7 protein-coding genes are annotated in these 17,254 nt (G+C 40.9%); all 7 read right to left on the reverse strand.

Features of this window, described 5'->3' with window-relative positions; genetic code table 11:
• Positions 1–269: 269 nt before the first annotated feature.
• Positions 270–2,027 (reverse strand): DUF2326 domain-containing protein, encoded by a 1,758-nt coding sequence (locus tag EJE48_RS01605; RefSeq protein ID WP_117844645.1) that lies wholly within the window; start codon positions 2,025–2,027, stop codon positions 270–272.
• Positions 2,012–2,239 (reverse strand): ABC-three component system middle component 6, encoded by a 228-nt coding sequence (locus EJE48_RS01610; RefSeq protein ID WP_243107939.1) that lies wholly within the window; start codon positions 2,237–2,239, stop codon positions 2,012–2,014. Before EJE48_RS01610 ends, EJE48_RS01605 begins: the two co-directional genes overlap by 16 nt.
• On the reverse strand, positions 2,226–3,200 hold the full coding sequence (locus EJE48_RS01615; RefSeq protein WP_117844649.1) for an SMEK domain-containing protein: 975 nt from the start codon (positions 3,198–3,200) through the stop codon (positions 2,226–2,228). Before EJE48_RS01615 ends, EJE48_RS01610 begins: the two co-directional genes overlap by 14 nt.
• A 92-nt stretch (positions 3,201–3,292) precedes the next feature.
• Positions 3,293–4,144: a YodL domain-containing protein gene (locus EJE48_RS01620; RefSeq protein WP_118741655.1), complete on the reverse strand. Its 852-nt coding sequence runs from the start codon at positions 4,142–4,144 to the stop codon at positions 3,293–3,295.
• The gene (locus EJE48_RS01625; protein ID WP_117597317.1) at positions 4,141–4,374 is read right to left on the reverse strand and encodes a transposon-transfer assisting family protein; all 234 of its coding nucleotides are present in this window, start codon (positions 4,372–4,374) and stop codon (positions 4,141–4,143) included. The genes EJE48_RS01620 and EJE48_RS01625 overlap by 4 nt, the downstream gene beginning before the upstream one ends.
• Complete coding sequence (locus tag EJE48_RS01630) at positions 4,371–9,107, reverse strand: DUF3849 domain-containing protein (RefSeq protein ID WP_124984232.1); 4,737 nt, start codon at positions 9,105–9,107, stop codon at positions 4,371–4,373. Before EJE48_RS01630 ends, EJE48_RS01625 begins: the two co-directional genes overlap by 4 nt.
• Positions 8,989–17,235 (reverse strand): DEAD/DEAH box helicase family protein, encoded by an 8,247-nt coding sequence (locus EJE48_RS12495; RefSeq protein WP_330548464.1) that lies wholly within the window; start codon positions 17,233–17,235, stop codon positions 8,989–8,991. The genes EJE48_RS01630 and EJE48_RS12495 overlap by 119 nt, the downstream gene beginning before the upstream one ends.
• Between the last annotated feature and the right edge of the window lie 19 nt (positions 17,236–17,254).

The raw sequence follows: 17,254 nt of genomic DNA on the forward strand, positions 1-17,254 counted from the left end.
AAGAAAAGAATCGTTTAACAGAATTACAGACAGTACAGCGGGATGAGTTTAACACCCAGCGTGAATATGAACGAGAACTTCGTACAGTATGCTCCAATGTGGATATCATTCTTAGTCACCCACATATCCAAGAGCCTCTGCCGGAAGCATCACAAGAACATTCCTGTTTCCGCTAAAAAGTGCTATGAAATTTTCCCGTTATTTTTCACTATTTACAAAAAATCCGCTATATGACCGATTTTATAGTCTGTCATATAGCGGATCTTCTATTATTTTTCCTGATAATCTCGTCTCAAAAATTTCTTTTCCTTCGTAAAAACAGCCACTTGATGCTCATCAATATTCATTTGGATCAATTTTCTCTGCTCTTCACTTTCAATTTTATCTCGGTTCAGTGTAAGAATATATTGAAAATCCTGATATTGTTCTTCTTGTTTATAAAGATAATTCAAACATTGGACAAGTGTATCCTGATCCACATCAAAAATATTATCATGCACTAAAAACAGTGGATGCCTGTCTCTCGTATATTGATTAAATAATAATGCCATATCATAAATAAATACCTTTGTTCTATCTACGCTATGACTTCCATCATCATAAATACGAAGAGTCAATTCAACTGGTGTTTTTCTGCGAGCTTTGTCAATTGTCTGGATACTAAACGAACATTCCTTATTTCCCATAATAAATTCATGAATTTGCAAAATAGTATCAGTAAAATCATCGATAATTTTTTTATTCTGTTCAATCTCATTATCGATTTCCATGAGTTGCTGCGTTTTCTGTAAGTTTAGCATTCTTTTCTTTTTCTCGTTCTTTTCGTATTGTTCAAACAAAAACTTTGTATGTGAAGTGGCTTCTTTCTTTGCTTCGTAAATTTTTAAACTTACCTTTAAATTTTTAAGAATTCCCTTTTTATCAATTATCTTCAGCTTTTCTGAATATTCATCATCCAATATCCGAATTTGTTCCGCAATATTTTTTAACTGAGCCTCCAATTCTTTTGCTTTTTGATTCACTAGCATTCTTTGAAATTCTTCTATTTTATTCTTAAACCCTACCACTTCATTCAGAGATTTTACTATAGCATTTCCTAGTTCACTCTTAAACTGATTGTAGACCAATTCAATTTCTCTGTCATCAATTTGTTCCGGTTTTGGCATTTTTCTAATTTTTTCATAATCATAGCGCAAAGCCTTTTGCCGTTTTCTTAATTGATCCAGTAAATCCTCCAATTCAATTAAATCCGCTTCCATAGCATCAAAGCTCTCGTTCGTTTTAAAGCTCTCAATCGCATCCTCCAATTTTTGCAATTCATCTTCCAACGCATTAAGCTCTGCTCTGACATCTGAAATTTTCTTTTTTCCGTCTTGCGTCAGTTCTTTTTTTTCTTTCGTAAGGACAGTGCTAACCGCCTCAATTTCCTTGATGGTTTCAATTGTATTCTTATATGCTTCTAAAGAAAAACCTAACAAATATAAATGAGCACTTAAATCATCTGGAATCTTTTTTGTCAAGTCATGACATTTTATAATATCTGTAAACTCAGAGCGTTCATCCCTCATCAAAATTGAAAAAAGATTTCTAAAACTAGGCACTTTTTTACCATTTAACTTTGAAAAAATAATTCCAGTTAGATAATCTCTTGCATCCTGAATTTTATCAAAGGAAACTGTTTTTCCCTCCCTGATAATTATAGGTTTATCTGCTTGTTTACGATTTCTTTTTATGGTAACTGCTTCTAGTCCTATGTCTAAATCCAAGATTACATTTTCTTCTACTGGGAAAACTTCTTTTGGTATTTTTACAATTCTGGATTTATCATAATCATTCAGAAAACAAAAATCCAAAAATTCAATACTCATGGATTTTCCAACACCATTTGTTTTTCGTCCTTTTACAGATCTGTCATCATACTTCTCACCTAATATAATATTAACTCCATCATGAAAAATAATTTCTTCAAAAATATTATTTTCCGAATAAAGTCGATTGAGACGAATACGATTTATTTCTTTACCCATATATTCGCCTCCTCAAACTCAATAATATTAACAGAATATAAAAAAGAAAGTCCTAAAATCAATTGCCTGCTACTTGTGATTCCTGCTTTTTTTAATGCTTTTGATACATCATATATTGAAACCTTTTCTGTATCTCGCTTTTGTATCTCTTTGAGTATGAGATAACCAATATACATTGCAGAAGATTTTAGTGCATTGCTACTTGCCAGCATCATACTCACTCCTTTCGTTTGGAAATACCCTACATTTAATCATTTCATTAACAAGATAAAATTTTATCGCAGAACGGTCATATTTTTTCCCATTAATACTTAATTTTTCTTCAAAATATGTAACTAATTTGTTTAAAGCAGCAATCGGGTTATCATGTTCCTCTTCCAAAAATTGTACGCTAATATCTTGCAGATAGAACATAATAATAATGTCCTGAGCTTCATCTATTCCAAGCGTTTCATTCACAATATTCAACGCCTCTCCATAAATTGTATAAAGCGTCGTATACTCCGTAATTAATTTATCTGCAAAATTCTTAAATCTTTTATATATCTTATACTCTGGATCTACCGTTGTTTCACGATCCTTGTTTACTTTTCTATGTTGTGAAATATACTCTATCAAATCTATGATTGTATCCACTTCTCCCGCCTGAGTTTCTCTCACAGAATAATATTTGTTATACAATTCTTCTGACAGATAATCACTAACATTTTTTATTTGCGCTGTCTCTAATTCACGAATATCTTTTATTAACTTTTCAACATCCCAAATATCTCTTGCCTTTTCAAAAGAAAACAGCCCCTGTGTATCAAAATTAGAAGAATATTTTTTCTTCTGCGTCAAAATTAGCACAACCAATCTGTCGTATAAATGATACGCTTGACTTTTATTAAATTCCTCTATCGTATGTTTGATTTTTGTGCTACTATTGTCTGATGTAACTTGAACTGCTATCCTATTCTTCTGATCAATTAAGTCAATTGCCGGAGCGTTTTTTTCCAAATGATTTGCATTTTTTAATTCATAACCATAGATAAGATTCAACAGCCCAGGAAAGAAGTCTTCTGCAATGATGTTAATGTCATAGAGATTTACTGCGTTTAATATAGATACTTCCCGACTTAATAATGCTAAATTTTCAGCTATATTTTTTAAATAAACCTCTTTATTCATCATGCTTCTCCACTCTCCTCATTTGTTGCTCGCTTCATTTTAACATATTTTTTTCTATATGACTATTGATTTTTTCTGAAAATTGTGATATATACTTACCTTTTCTTGCGTTCCATATCTTGTCCCATTACCTGCTGCATAGCTTTCTGTCCGCCGCGCCTTGCGACTTCTTCCTTTTTCTCATTCAGTTTTGCAAGGACAGATTCTTTTGGACGGGGCTTTTTATCTTTCGGTGCTGCATTATTTTTAAGTCCGTCAATCATATTGTAATTTGCTTCCTCTGTGATCTCCGCACTTCGCAGGTATTCCCCATTCTCCATATATTTCTGCCAGTTATCCAGTTTCGGTTTACTATTTCCGGACTGCTCCTGTACTGGCGGGTGCAGAGAATCAAGAATCTTCTGTTTTACTACATCATCAAATCCATTGTAGGTACTGTCTACAAGCACATTGCCTTTCTGATCTAATACTACATACGCAACATCTTTTCCATACTGCTCATGTTCCATAAGAAAATAATTTTTTCCTTCTACCAGCAGGTAATCTACTACTTCCCATGTCCCGTCTTTTCCCTCTATTTCATATCCAACTGTATCTTTTGTAAGTCCACCGTTTTCTGAAGATGTAACTTTCATAAAATCTGGAATTTCTATAAAAGTATCTTTATTTACATAATAAGTGGTCGTGACACCATTATCATTAAGGATCAGCACATCACTGGTACTGACTGCATGACCTTTATAATTATGTGGCTGTTTCTTCTCCAGCTCCTTTTTTATCTGTTCTGGTGTTTCTCCCGATTTCATTGTTCCAAGATACACCTGTTCATAATTTGCCACCTGCACAGGGATCTGCTCCTGTGCAAGTTCTTCATACATCCGGAAAAGAAGATTTCTCAATTCCGGCTTTCTTTTTAACTGGTAAACTGCAAACTGACTTGTACTCATTCTCCATCCACCTCCAAATCTGCTTTATAAATTTCTACCGTTTTCTGCAGTTCTTCATATCCCTCATCACTAAGATAGTAGAGTTTCTGAATCGTTGTAAAAATCAGCAGCTTCATATCTTCGTCCAGATAGGAAAAAATCTCATCCATCGCTTCCATTGTCTGTACCCTGTTTCCTGCATCAAAAATTGCCAAAGCGGTATATTCATCTTCCTCAAATCTTACCATCATAATGACACCTCTCCCTTCTTATGTGTTCTGGATTTTTCTTTTGCTGCATTCTGTTCCTGCTCTTTTATTTTCGCCTGACGCTCTCTGAGTGCCTGAAGAACTGATTCTTTTCTACTCTTTGGCTGTGAACCATTTTCTTTCTGTACAGGCTTATCTCCAACTGCCTGCTCTGTTCTTTTTGTAAGCTCCTGCTTCTGAGCAAAATATTTTTCCACATCGTCCATTGCTTTTTGAACTAATGGACTTTCCTTATAATGTCGGATCATCTCCACACCTTCCCGGTCAACTTTTCCCAGTCGCATAAGATCATACGGTCCATCATAATCACTCCCATCATGCAATTCAAATCCAACACCTTTTATTCCATTCATGCGATCTGCAGGAATTGTTTCATAAATGCGTAGTGCTTCTTCCAAGGTAAGGTTCTCATGATACTCACCCATAACAGGAAATTCCATACACTCCGCAACATAAAAAGTGATCGTGGCTTCTGGCTGTTCCTGCTCTGGCTGTCTGGTAAAAACAGAGCGTGTTTCTGCATTTTCCAGACGTGAAAGTAATGACCGGGCTGTGACTACATCACTGTCTATATCCGATTCTTCCGACACCTCAGTCAGCCAGTCTTTTAAGCCTGCTGTATCCTTGTTCAAAATATCCTCTGTGATTTTCTCGACCTGTTCTTCCCTATTTTCAACGGTATCCTTATATTCATAAGTATCATACTCATAACTAAAATTATCCAAGTCCACTGCAAGTTTCTTGATTTCCTGCTGATCAAGATAGGCTTCCGATTCCTTTATATACTCTGACAGAGTAATTCTTTCTTCTAAGATCGGGTTAATGTCTACTTTAATGCCTGCTATTGCCATACCATACGAATTCAATTCATTAAAAAAACTATCCTCCCGAATATTTCCTCGATAAGAAAGCACCACATCAAGATCAGAATCTGCACGATACAGGTCATCTCTGCTTCTGGAACCATGTACTCTCGCCCCAATCAATGTAACTTCATTTTCCAGTCCCATTTCTTCCAGCACAGCTCTTGCATGAAATAAAACTTCATATTCAATTTCTGCCCTGCCCATCCCATTCAATGCTGTTTCACATCTGCCAAGTTCTGAAGTGAATCGAACATCTCCACTGGCCAACACCTCTTTAGAATGACTGATTACCTTATCCCGAAACTCCCTGTCATCAACTTTTACACATTCAACATCTTCCAATCCTTCATTTTTTAGACTGGCATACATTGCTTTCTGAATAGAATCTTCTGGATTTCCACAGGCATCTCCTGAAATTTCATGAAGTTCCTGATCATAAACCAGATATTTATAGCCTTCCTCAGTCGGCTGCACTGTTAAATACATACCAGACATTTTAAATTGTACGGTTATTCCCTCATAATTTTTTAATGCCGCTTCCCTGTCATAACCATCAAAAAAAGCCTTTGGACAATTACGTTCAAACTGTATCTTCTCCAGTCTCTCTTCTTCTGCATATTCAATTTCTGCATACATTTCTTCATAATCCATCACATTTGCATCTTCTATGGACAATCCTTCTTCCTCTAAAATGTTCTCGATTGCTTCTGAAATAGAAATATTCGGATTATCGTAGACACCGCCATCCATTTCCAAGTAATCCTTATCATAGAACGTATAATCATACCCATCTTCTACTGTCTGGATTGTAAAATACTGTTCTCCAATCTGGTATGCAATCTCTGTATCATGTCCTGCCAGACTATTTCGTATGTCCTTAAAGGTAGTGTATATCTGCGGATTCAGCCATCCTTCCACTTCCTGGCAATCATAAATCAATGTATCTATTCCATTTTTGCACTGGATAAAATCAAGACTGCCTCTCAGCGGTGCCGTATTTTCAATTCCAAGAGCTTTCATTTTATGGTTTGGCAGAGAGTAATATGCTCCAAGGGCAGCTCCAAGATCCTTATATCGTTCAATCTTCATTCCACCTTTTGCTGCCAGATCTTCGATCACATAATATTGGTCAATATAATGATTTTCTGGCATTTTCAGGTCAATGCCATTATTTTCTCTGACTTTATGTATCTCGAAGAAACTAAATTTCTGTTCTTCCCCCTGCTGATTCTGTCCGGTCAGTGTCGGTTCCCATGTATCTGTACTGATCGTCTGCTGTTCCGTTATTTTCATAACCGTCCCATCTGCTAAGATAACTGTTGCCTGGTCTGGAATATTCATCAAGTCATATACTGTTGCACCATTTTCTTCCAGATATTCTGAAATAGCTTCCCTGGCTCCTTCATCAAATCCATGCCAGATGTCCTCTGCCACCAGTGTTCCATTCTCTGAAACAATAATATCTGCCACTTCCTGACCGTATTCCTCACTTCGCATCTGGAAGAATCGCTCCCCATGATACGTTTTCATATCCACTGCATACCAGGTGCCTGTATGTCCGTCTGCTTCATACCCTCTTGTATTTTCAGTGATATGCTGATTTTTCACACCAAGCACCTCTTCCAGTTTCCGGGTACGGATTTCGTTTCTCGCCATATCAATGAAGCCATTCAATACTGCAGGATGACTGCTCACAATATAGTCCCTGTTCAGATCCATTCCCCGGCTAATATTTTCTGGAATATCAATGCCATCTGCCCACCGTTTATTGCCATCAGAAAATCTTCCATCATAGGAAAGCTGCTTTAACGTATTTGCCAGAACAAAGGCAACACGTTCCTCTCCATATTTTTCAATCACACCTGTTGCAGTATCCGGGTTCAGACTCATGCCATCAAATTTTTCTGCGATTGCCTGTTCGATTGCATTTTTGCAGTCAATATTCAGTTTTCTGGAATCCAGGTAAGCATCTACATTTCTCTCCTGCATAGCCTTTTCCAAAGTTCCCATATAAACTTCCGGATATGCTTTTACCGGATTGGTATTTAATATTTCAACTCTCTGTGCCACAAAGTCCGGCAATTCTGCAAAGCCAAAGGAATCCACATAGTATGCGGTTAATCTGCCGCCCCGGTTCATAATGATCACATCACTGACTGACATGGAATGCCCGGTAAAATCGTTTGGACGTTCTACATTAAAACGCTCAAAGAGGTTGTCCAGTGTCGTAGCATCTCTCAGTCTTTCACTGTAAACCATCTGATAGTCTTTACCATCTACGGTGAATCCCATTTCCTTTGCTGCTTCCAGACTTAAAAACTGATACCCTCTTTCTTCCTGGTCACTGTTGATCTGATAAATACCATAGCGGTTTCCATCACTTTCCAGAAGAAGTGTTTCTTTGATCTTTGCTTTTTCTTCCGGTGTCATAACCGTTTCCTGACTTCTCCGGTAATTTTCCCATTCAAATTTCGTCACTCCGAATAACCCGTCATGCTGTAAAATATCCAGTTCCAGATCCATAACCCTCTGTGACTGCTCCTGGACTCCCACTGCTCCGATCAATCCGTAAACCGTTACCCCATCATGGTACAGTTCCACTGCCCGTTCTCTGGTAAGCGGAAGCATACTTTCCGAATAAAATCCAGCTTCATGTAATTCAGATAACCCGATCATCGAATCTGGCAGACTGTCAATCTGTTCCTCTGCTTCTCCGAGCAGTTTTATTACCTCTTCTCTGTTCCCATTCAGAATAGCCTCTGCAAGATTCTCTGCCAGTTTTTCCGTTGCATCCCTGTCATCCAGTTTATAAGCAAAATTTACGATAAGATTTCTCTGGTCATTGCTGAAAATCGTCCGTTCCTGTTCCAGACGGTTAATCGTCTGCTCCGCATACTGCATGGCACTCAGTTCTTCTGTCTGCTCCCCAACAGTTGCCTCCTGTTCCGATCTTTCTGCCTGAAGTTCTTTTACCTTTTCTTCAATCTGCCCGATCAGTTCAGCAGATGTCTTACGGACGGTGTCCATGGAAGCACGAAGTTCTTTCATATTTTTACCAGAAGACCAACTCGCAATATAGGAAAAGGAATACTCCGATGTGTCCAGTCCAAAATGATTACATACCACATAAGCAACACTTTCTGCTTCCACTTCTTTTGTAAGCTGGTCTTTTACGACGCCCTCTGCTTCCATCTGGTCACGATCATGCAATACTGCATGTGCGGTTTCATGCACCGCAGTTTTCATGGTCTGTGCCTCACTCATACCAGGCTGAACAGCAATATATTTATCTACAATCTGATAAAAGCCTTTCGCTTCCCCGTCAATTTCAATAAAACGGATGGGAACTGGGGCAACCGTTTTCAGTGCTTCCATAAAATCATGGTAAATCAGAACATCCCCCTCCAGTTCTGATACCTCAAACTCTGGAATTGGTTCTCCTGTGGTCTGGCGGACATCAAATACTGTCGTAACCCGGAATTTTGTAATGACACGCTCTACCACTTCTGTTTCCGGCTGTCCATCTTCCCCGATCACAATCTCACCTGTTTCCGGATCTGTTTTTTCAATCTCCTGTTTCTCTTTAAACGGAGCCGGGGCAATAATCTGGATGCCTTTTTCTCCTCTTTTTACCTGTCGGTTAAATTTCTTCTGCCATGCCTGATACCCGGCTACCAGTGTCGCTTCCGGTTTCTGCATGGCGATCAGCAGGGTATTATTAAAACTGTAATTATGGAACTTTGCCATTGTGTTCAGATATTCCGTATATTTTTCTGATGTGAATATTTCCGCAACGCCCTGTTCCAACTGCTCTGTAATCTGCTTTAACTGTTCTTCTCTGTTTGCCATAATCAAATCCTCCATAGAAAAATCCCGCCAAAGCTCTGGTTACTCTGACGGGATACCCTTTATAACTCCTGTTCGTGTTTCTTTTTGGTTTCTGATGTGTTTCGCCTGTCTGCTCCTGCTGTTTCTGTTCTTTAATCCTTTCCAGAATAGATGTTTTATGAACACTATCTGCGATTCTGTCCTGCCGTTCCTCTGACACGTTTACTTCCGGGTTTTCCCCGATTCCCTCATCTGCCAGAAGATTCTCTCCACCTTTCTCATCCATGTTGAGCATGGCATTTAATTCTGCCAGACGTTCCATTTTTTCACTCAGTTCCGCTTCTTTGGTGAATGGCTTCTGCACCTCTTCCTGTGCTGTCTTTAACTGTTGTTGTACCGTTTCCAGATTCTGCTCGGTATCTGCCAGCTTTTTCTCGATTGCAGAAAGTGCATTATGAATCCTCTGGATATTGCCCAGAGTATCCTTTCCGAACTCAATCTTATAAGAGCATTTTCCCTTGATCGTCATGGTATAGGTATTCGACAGGAAATTGTGTTCTGAAGAAAGAGCAAAACCATGATATTCCCCGATCTGTCCGGCTGATTTTACAGACCTCAGACTGGATGCTGCTGAAATCAGTGCAACTCCCGCTTCTTTTTTATCGGTATACAGCTTTCCACTGACTGTCATTGCAAAGTGGTCATTATCCTGTAAATCTATTCCTTTTACTACATCTGCATCCACACGCATACCGGCAATCTTCTCTTTTAATGCTGTGATCTGTACCGGATACCGCTTTGCAATATCCGATTCCAGACGATAAATCTGACTGGTGTGGTTTGCTTTCAGAAGCTTCAGCTTACTTACCTGCACATCCAAATCCATTTTTTCCTTGATGTATTCGTTTCCTGTTGCCAGGGCTTTAATCTCTGCATAGGACAGGGCTGTATCATCTACATCTTCACAGGCACGAACCGGGGATTTACTGGTCATGATCTGCGAAATAAACTTCTGCTTGTTTTCCAGAATCTGCCACATGTACGAATCGAACGTATTTTCCGTTACATACCGGAAGATTTTTACCTTATCATTCTGGTTTCCCTGCCTGAGAATACGTCCCTCCTGCTGTTCCAGGTCAGACGGTTTCCAAGGGCAGTCCAGATGATGCAGTGCAAGTAGCCTGTCCTGGACGTTGGTACCAGCACCGAGTTTCGGAGTGGAACCCATCAGGATTCTTACCTGCCCGGCCCGCACCTTTGCAAACAGTTCTGCCTTTTTTACCTCCGTATTATACTCATGGATAAATGCGATCTGGTCTTTCGGGATTCCCCGTTCCACCAGCTTGTTTCTCACATCATCATACACGTTGAATGTTCCGTCAGTTTTCGGTGTGCTGAGGTCACAGAAGATCAACTGGGTAGCCTGTGTATCTTTTCCGTCCTCCCATACCTGGAAAGCATTCTCTACGCAGGCATTTACCTTACTTTCCCCTGCATCTGGCAGCATATCATTTAAAAGCCTCTGGTCTAATGCACATTTTCTTCCATCGTTAGTAATCTTGAGCATGTTATCTACCCTTGGATCTACCGCACCGCCACGAACCTGTTCTGCACGTTCCGAAAAGGCTTCCACCATTTCTTTCTGTTCCTCACTCGGCTTTAACACTTCGTTGATATATTCTGCTTCCGGTACAGGAAGATTCAACATGTCCGCAGTCTGAATATCTGCTGTTTCCTTAAATATAGAGATCAGTTCCGGAAGATTAAAGAAACGGGCAAATCGTGTTTTTGCACGATAGCCCGTCCCTTCCGGTGACAATTCAATTGCCGTAACTGTTTCTCCAAAAGTTGCTGCCCACGAATCAAAATGTCCCATTCCCATATTCATTAAAGTATCATACTGGAGGTATCTCATAATGGTGTATAATTCGGTCATACTGTTTGATACGGGTGTTCCCGTTGCAAACGTGATTCCTTTTCCCCCGGTAATCTCATCCATGTACCTGCATTTCATAAACATATCTGAGCTTTTCTGTGCATCAGTCTGTGAAATGCCTGCCACATTCCGCATTTTTGTGTATAAAAAAAGATTTTTGTAATAATGTGACTCGTCTACAAACAGCCTGTCCACACCTAATTGCTCAAAAGTCACTACATCATCCTTTCGTGTCTGGTCATTCAGTTTTTCCAGTTTTGCTTTCAGGGTTTTCTTCGTTTTTTCCATCTGCTTAACCGTATACTGCTGTCCCGCTTCCTCTTTTGCCGCTTCAATGGAATAGGTAATGTCTGCGATCTGGTCTTCCAATAATGCAATCTGTCTTTCTCTGGAAAGAGGGATTTTCTCAAACTGGCTGTGCCCAATAATGACCGCATCATAATCCCCAGTTGCGATTCTGGAACAGAACCGTTTTCTGTTTGCCGGTTCAAAGTCTTTCTTCGTTGCCACCAGAATATTTGCTCCCGGATATAAGCGTAAGAAATCGCTTCCCCACTGTTCCAGCAAATGGTTAGGAACCACATAAAGGCTCTTTTGTGCCAGTCCCAGACGTTTGCTCTCCATACCGGCTGCGATCATCTGGAATGTCTTGCCCGCACCTACGCAATGTGCAAGCAGGGTATTATTTCCATAAAGGATATGTGCCACCGCATTTTTCTGATGCTCCATCAGCTTAATTTCCGGATTCATTCCGACGAACTGGATATGGCTTCCATCATACTCCCTTGGTCTGACACTGTTAAACCGTTCATTATAAATTTTACAGAGCGTTTCCCGTCGGCTCATATCCTTAAAGATCCACTCTTTAAATTCCTCCCGGATCAGTTCCTGCTTCTGTTGTGCCAGGGTGGTTTCTTTCCTGTTCAGTACCCGGTGTTCTCCATCGGCATCATGTATTGTGTCATAAATTTTTGTGTCACGCAGATTCAGTGCGTCCTCCAACAGTCTGTAAGCATTTGCCCTCTGTGTTCCGTAAGTTGCGGTAGAAAGCGGGTTATTGCTGCTGTCCACATTCTTTCCTTTTACGTTCCACTGTCCTGTTACTTCCGCATACTGTACTTTGATACGCTCATAATTGATATGCTGTCGTGGCGTATGGAATGTTTCTGCCATAAACTCTGTAATATATTCTGGAGAAATCCATGTTGCACCAAGCCTTGCTTCAATCTCGGAAGCATCCAGATCTTTTGGCTGTACCCGTTCCAGTGCCTGCACATTGACCATATATTCCGGATGGTTTTCTGCAAAATTCCTTGCAATGTTCAGCTTCTCCCTGACATTCCCGGAAAGATACTCGTCGGATGGCTCCCATTTATCCGTAAGCGGATTCTTGAAGATAACGCCTGTAAGCTCCTCTGTGACCTCTTCTTCTGTTTTCCCGGTAAGCTGCATCATATAAGGAATATCCACTTTTGCCTTTTCCCCGATAGACACCGCCAGTGCCTCACTTGCAGTGTCCACCGACGTTACCGGCTCTGCCCTGCGGATTGTCCTCTTTGTGAATATGTCTGCTTTCCGCTTCAACTCGCCCTTTTCGTCCAGAAATTCAAGGGAAGTCAAAAGGCAATAGCTGCTGTCCATGCTGAACGCTCTTTTATTTGCATTGCTGCTGAGTAGTCCATACTTTGCAGTAAAACTGTCATAAACCCGGTTCAATTCAGCCTGTAAGCTGGCAACCTCTTCATCACTGCATTCTTCCAACTGACGTTCCAGAAGTCTGTTTGTTGCATCCCGGATAGCAACCATGCCTCTGACACGCTCGCCTGTCACAACGGGAAGTTCCATCTTATTCATAACAGAATTTTCCCTGTAATAAATGTCCTCTCCGACAAGTGCAAAGCTGAAGTTCTTAATGCCCGGATCTGCCGGTATGGATACTACCTGTTCTTCCAGTTCTGTATCTGAAATCTCCTGCTCTGTGATGGTTCCCTGAATATGCTGTACCGCTTCTTTTAACTGTTCTGCCAGATCTGCTCCCTCTTTTGCCTTTACCGTCACTTCCTGTTTTCCATACTGGGTACTTTCTGTTGTGAAATCCCCAAGCACCATTTCCGGATGGTCTGCAAAATAGGAATTGACTGTATAGCCTTCTGGTGTAGTTTTTAACTGTACCCAGTCTGGCTCTGTGATCGCAGCCCTGTCCCTTTTCTGGAAAAACAGAATATCCGCAACCACACTGGTATTGGCATTTCTCTGGAAAGCATTGTTCGGTAAGCGGATTGCCCCAAGCAGATCTGCCCGGTTTGCAAAATACTGTCGGACTTCTGGATTCTGCTTATCCATCGTACCGCTTGATGTGACAACTGCCACCACTCCGCCCGGACGCACCATATCTAAGGATTTTGCAATAAAATAATCATGGATCATAAAATGGTATCTGTCATATTTGCGGTCACTGACCTGATATGCCCCAAACGGTACATTTCCGATTACACAGTCAAAAAAGCTGTCCGGATAACTGGTTTCCTCAAATCCCTGTACCGCAATCCTGTTCTTCTGGTAAAGCTGCTTTGCAATCTGCCCGGAAACCGGATCAAGCTCCACACCATACATATTTGCAGCACTCATGCTTTCCGGTAAAAGTCCCATAAAGTTTCCTACTCCGCAGGACGGTTCCAGGATATTTCCCTGTTTCAGTCCCATGTTTCCAAGTGCTTCATACATTGCTTTGATGACTGTCGGAGAAGTATAAAAAGCATTCAGCGTTGATGCCCTTGCAGCACTGTATTCTTCTGGCGTGAGGATTCCTTTTAACTGCGTGTATTCCTCTGCCCAGGCACTGTTTCTTTCCTCAAAAGCCTGTGGAATACCGCCCCATCCAACATATCTTGATAGCACTTCCTGTTCTTCCGGTGTTGCCAATCTCTGATCCTGTTCCAGTTCTTTCAGCAGCCGGATAGCTTCCATATTTGCTTTAAACTTTGCTTTCGGACCGCCAGCACCAAGGTCATCATCTGTAATATGGAAATTATGAGGTTCCTGTTCCTGCACCTGTTCATTTTGCAGATATGGTAAAAATTCCCCCTCATAGCCAAACAGTTCGTTCTCTCCTGGAATATAATTTCGTCCAGTTTCCATACATCGGAAAATATCAGCTTTTGATGAACCACTTGCCTCGTAGAATCCTGCGTAGGAATATAAAATATCATCTTCTCGCTCGTAGGTAGTCAAGTGCAATTCTGTATTTCCCCTCGTCTGGTTTACCAGTTCTTTCCCTTCCAGACCTTGCGGAAGAATCCCCACTGGTTCAAAATGATACCCCTGATATTCAAATACATTCTCGTCCCACTGTTCCTGTACAATTACAGATTCTGATTCTGGTTCTCCTTTTTGTACCTCCTCCATTTCTGCAGACGACTCTTCCACTTCTGGTTCTTCTGTATTTTCTTCTGGTTCGGAAGCACTCACAATATCAAATAAAGACATCTGGTATCCATTTAAGCCATCTGCCTGATCTGGTACTTCCTGTGCCGGGAAAATCGTATAGCTGCCTTCCACATACTGATGTACTTCGGTCAAAAGCTGTAATTTCTTCTCATAAGTTTCATTCACTGATTCAAAATCCAGTGGCAGCATTGCCAGTGCATCGTCCATCGCCTGTAACAATTTCTGCGACTTCTCCGAATCATTCAGCATAACAGGAAGTTCTTTTCTTGCTTCTTCATTAAAAAAATCCTGCTTAAACGGACGCTCAATTTCTTCTGGCAGTCTTGCATAAAAACTGATCACTTTTCCTGCAATCCGTTCCCTCTCATATTCCGGCATACGGGAATAATCTGCAGAACGTAAGAACTGCTGGTTATCAATCAGATAGCCGATTCTTTTTGCAACTTTTGCCCAGGGCAGTAACACCGAAATATCTGGATTCCCATAGTCTCCTCTCTCCAGCTTCAAACCTTTCCCGTCATAATCTGCATGTGAATTGTCTGCTCCACATAAAGCATGGCTCTGACCGCCTATCCCATATTTTTCCTTGATAAAATCTGTCCTTGCCTTATCATCTTCATTCAGGAGATAAAAAGAATAGGTAGAAAGCCTTCCATCCGAATACGGACCTCCACCGGCAAGAAAAGCATCTATTTCATCCTGAGTAATAAATACCTTATGTTCCTGCCATGCGAATTCATCTCTGGCATTGTATGGAATTACTTCTGCGGCAAATTTCTGGAACTGTCCGGATATTCTGATTGGATTATAGGTGCGGAACCGCATAATACTTTTATCTTCCTCATAAGCCATTGCCAGTCCTTCCAGACGCTCGTTCAGATCTGCCAGCCACTGCGGATCTGTTAGTTTCTCTTCCAGATAATCAGTAATTTCCGGATAAATACTGTGAAGATGTGGTAAATCCTCTTCATCAAAGACAAGTTCTGCTACACCCTCTGCCATATCCGCTTTCATATAGGCAAGTGCCTGGGCATGTTCCTTTATCGCATTCTTCCTTGCAACATCAAGTACGGACTGCGGTGCATACTCGCCTTGTTTCAAAAGCTGATGGATACGGCCACTCACATCTTCCCAGGACAAAAACGCTTTATCCAGAATCTGATCGGTAACGGTATGCCCTACTGCAATCTGCAATCCAGTTTCATCAAACCAGACCGAATACTCCATACCATTGATTTCAAATCCCTTTCCACCAGTCCCATACTCCCGCTTCACAAACTCCGTATATTCTTCCGGTGTCTGCTCACTCATAAAATTATAGATAATACGAAGCTGGCTCTTGCTTCGGTTTCCTCCGGTTCTTAAAACCTCATCGACCACCTCACTTGGAATGGCAATCTCCCCAGCATAGAGGGAAGCTATTCTGTTTTCGATTTCCCTTTTCTGTTCATTTACAGATGGAAGTTCGGGCAAAGATAAAGCAGAGGCAATTTCTTCCTCTGCTTTACTTAACTGATCTTCACTTGTGTCTTCAATTAGCTGTACACCAATTCCGTCAAGATGCTCTCTTCCGCTGTTGCCGTCAGACTGTTCATATGTGCTGTCCACGCCATCGGGTTCTCCTCTTTCGATGGTGCCGGATTCTTCTCCAACAGTTTCGCTATCTGTACTTCCAATCTCTTCTGTGCTGTTTTCTCGATCTCTTCCAGATGGCTGTTCAGTTTCCCAGTCAGTAATAGGCTCTGATACAGGCTGTTCTTGTGTTCCTTCAGAAATGTCCTCCGCAGCATTCCGTATTTCCCGATCTGTACCTCTGTCTCCTGGATTGTCAGATTCGGAAACAGATAATCCCCTTTGCGATGATATGTCAGTTCCATGCTCATTTCCTCCTTCATCTTCCTGTGAATATTCGTTTTCTATGATTCTGTTGTTGTTTTCTTCGCTTTCATGAATTAACGTGTTAAATTTATTATAATTCCTTTCCTCCGAATTTTCAATACCCTTTTTCATTTCTTCTAATGAAATACGGTGTACAAATCTTCCAATATCCACTAGCACAGACTCACTGGCCATGCTCGTCGCATTTCCAATAAATGTCAGCACCGATAAACTGTTATAGTCTGTGATATGTACGAAGTCCATTTCTTCCTGCCGTTCCAGCGGATCAAGTCCGCATCTGGAAGCCAGCGTATAATAAATGCTGTCTGTCAACAGACTGCGAAATTCGCTGCGTATGGTATCTTCTTCCAGCTCCTCCAGGTATGTTCCTTCCGTCACATATGTCAAGCCATCCAGGTATTCATCCAGATTTTCTTCTACCATATACTTCGCTGTTGCCATCAGTGCATCAGAAAGACTTCCTGTATCTTTAGCTTCCAGTCCATAAACTTCTTCTAAATGGTTTAATAACTCCTCCTGTTGCTTCTCCTGCAACCGCCACAGGTAAGGGGTTCTTCCACCTTTTACCTTATGAGTATCCTGAATATCAAATACATATCGGAGTCTTGTTTTCTGCATGGTTTCATCCAAAAGAGCAATTCCCTTTGCTCCTCGGTTTACCCACCGCAGCATTTTTTCATTCCATAATTCCAGCGAAGCACAGGCAGTTGCTTTTGGACGCTGTGCGTGGATCAAAAGCTGATCCATAAATGGATACCTGTATAACCTGGCTGCGGTATCCAGATAATTCATCCAGTCCCTTGGTGAACTGCTGATATGGGCTGCATGATATTCTGCAAGTCCACGTATCTCATCTAAACGAGCCATAACCTATTCCTCCTTCTGA

The organism is Anaerotignum faecicola (assembly GCF_003865035.1).
In the GTDB taxonomy this organism is placed as follows: Bacteria; Bacillota; Clostridia; order Lachnospirales; family Anaerotignaceae; genus Anaerotignum_A; species Anaerotignum_A faecicola.

Coding starts and splice junctions, on each gene's coding strand:
- EJE48_RS01605 (WP_117844645.1), bottom strand. CDS start 2,027: ATGGGTAAAGAAATAAATCGTATTCGTCTCAATCGACTTTATTCGGAA.
- EJE48_RS01610 (WP_243107939.1), bottom strand. CDS start 2,239: ATGCTGGCAAGTAGCAATGCACTAAAATCTTCTGCAATGTATATTGGT.
- EJE48_RS01615 (WP_117844649.1), bottom strand. CDS start 3,200: ATGATGAATAAAGAGGTTTATTTAAAAAATATAGCTGAAAATTTAGCA.
- EJE48_RS01620 (WP_118741655.1), bottom strand. CDS start 4,144: ATGAGTACAAGTCAGTTTGCAGTTTACCAGTTAAAAAGAAAGCCGGAA.
- EJE48_RS01625 (WP_117597317.1), bottom strand. CDS start 4,374: ATGATGGTAAGATTTGAGGAAGATGAATATACCGCTTTGGCAATTTTT.
- EJE48_RS01630 (WP_124984232.1), bottom strand. CDS start 9,107: ATGGCAAACAGAGAAGAACAGTTAAAGCAGATTACAGAGCAGTTGGAA.
- EJE48_RS12495 (WP_330548464.1), bottom strand. CDS start 17,235: ATGGCTCGTTTAGATGAGATACGTGGACTTGCAGAATATCATGCAGCC.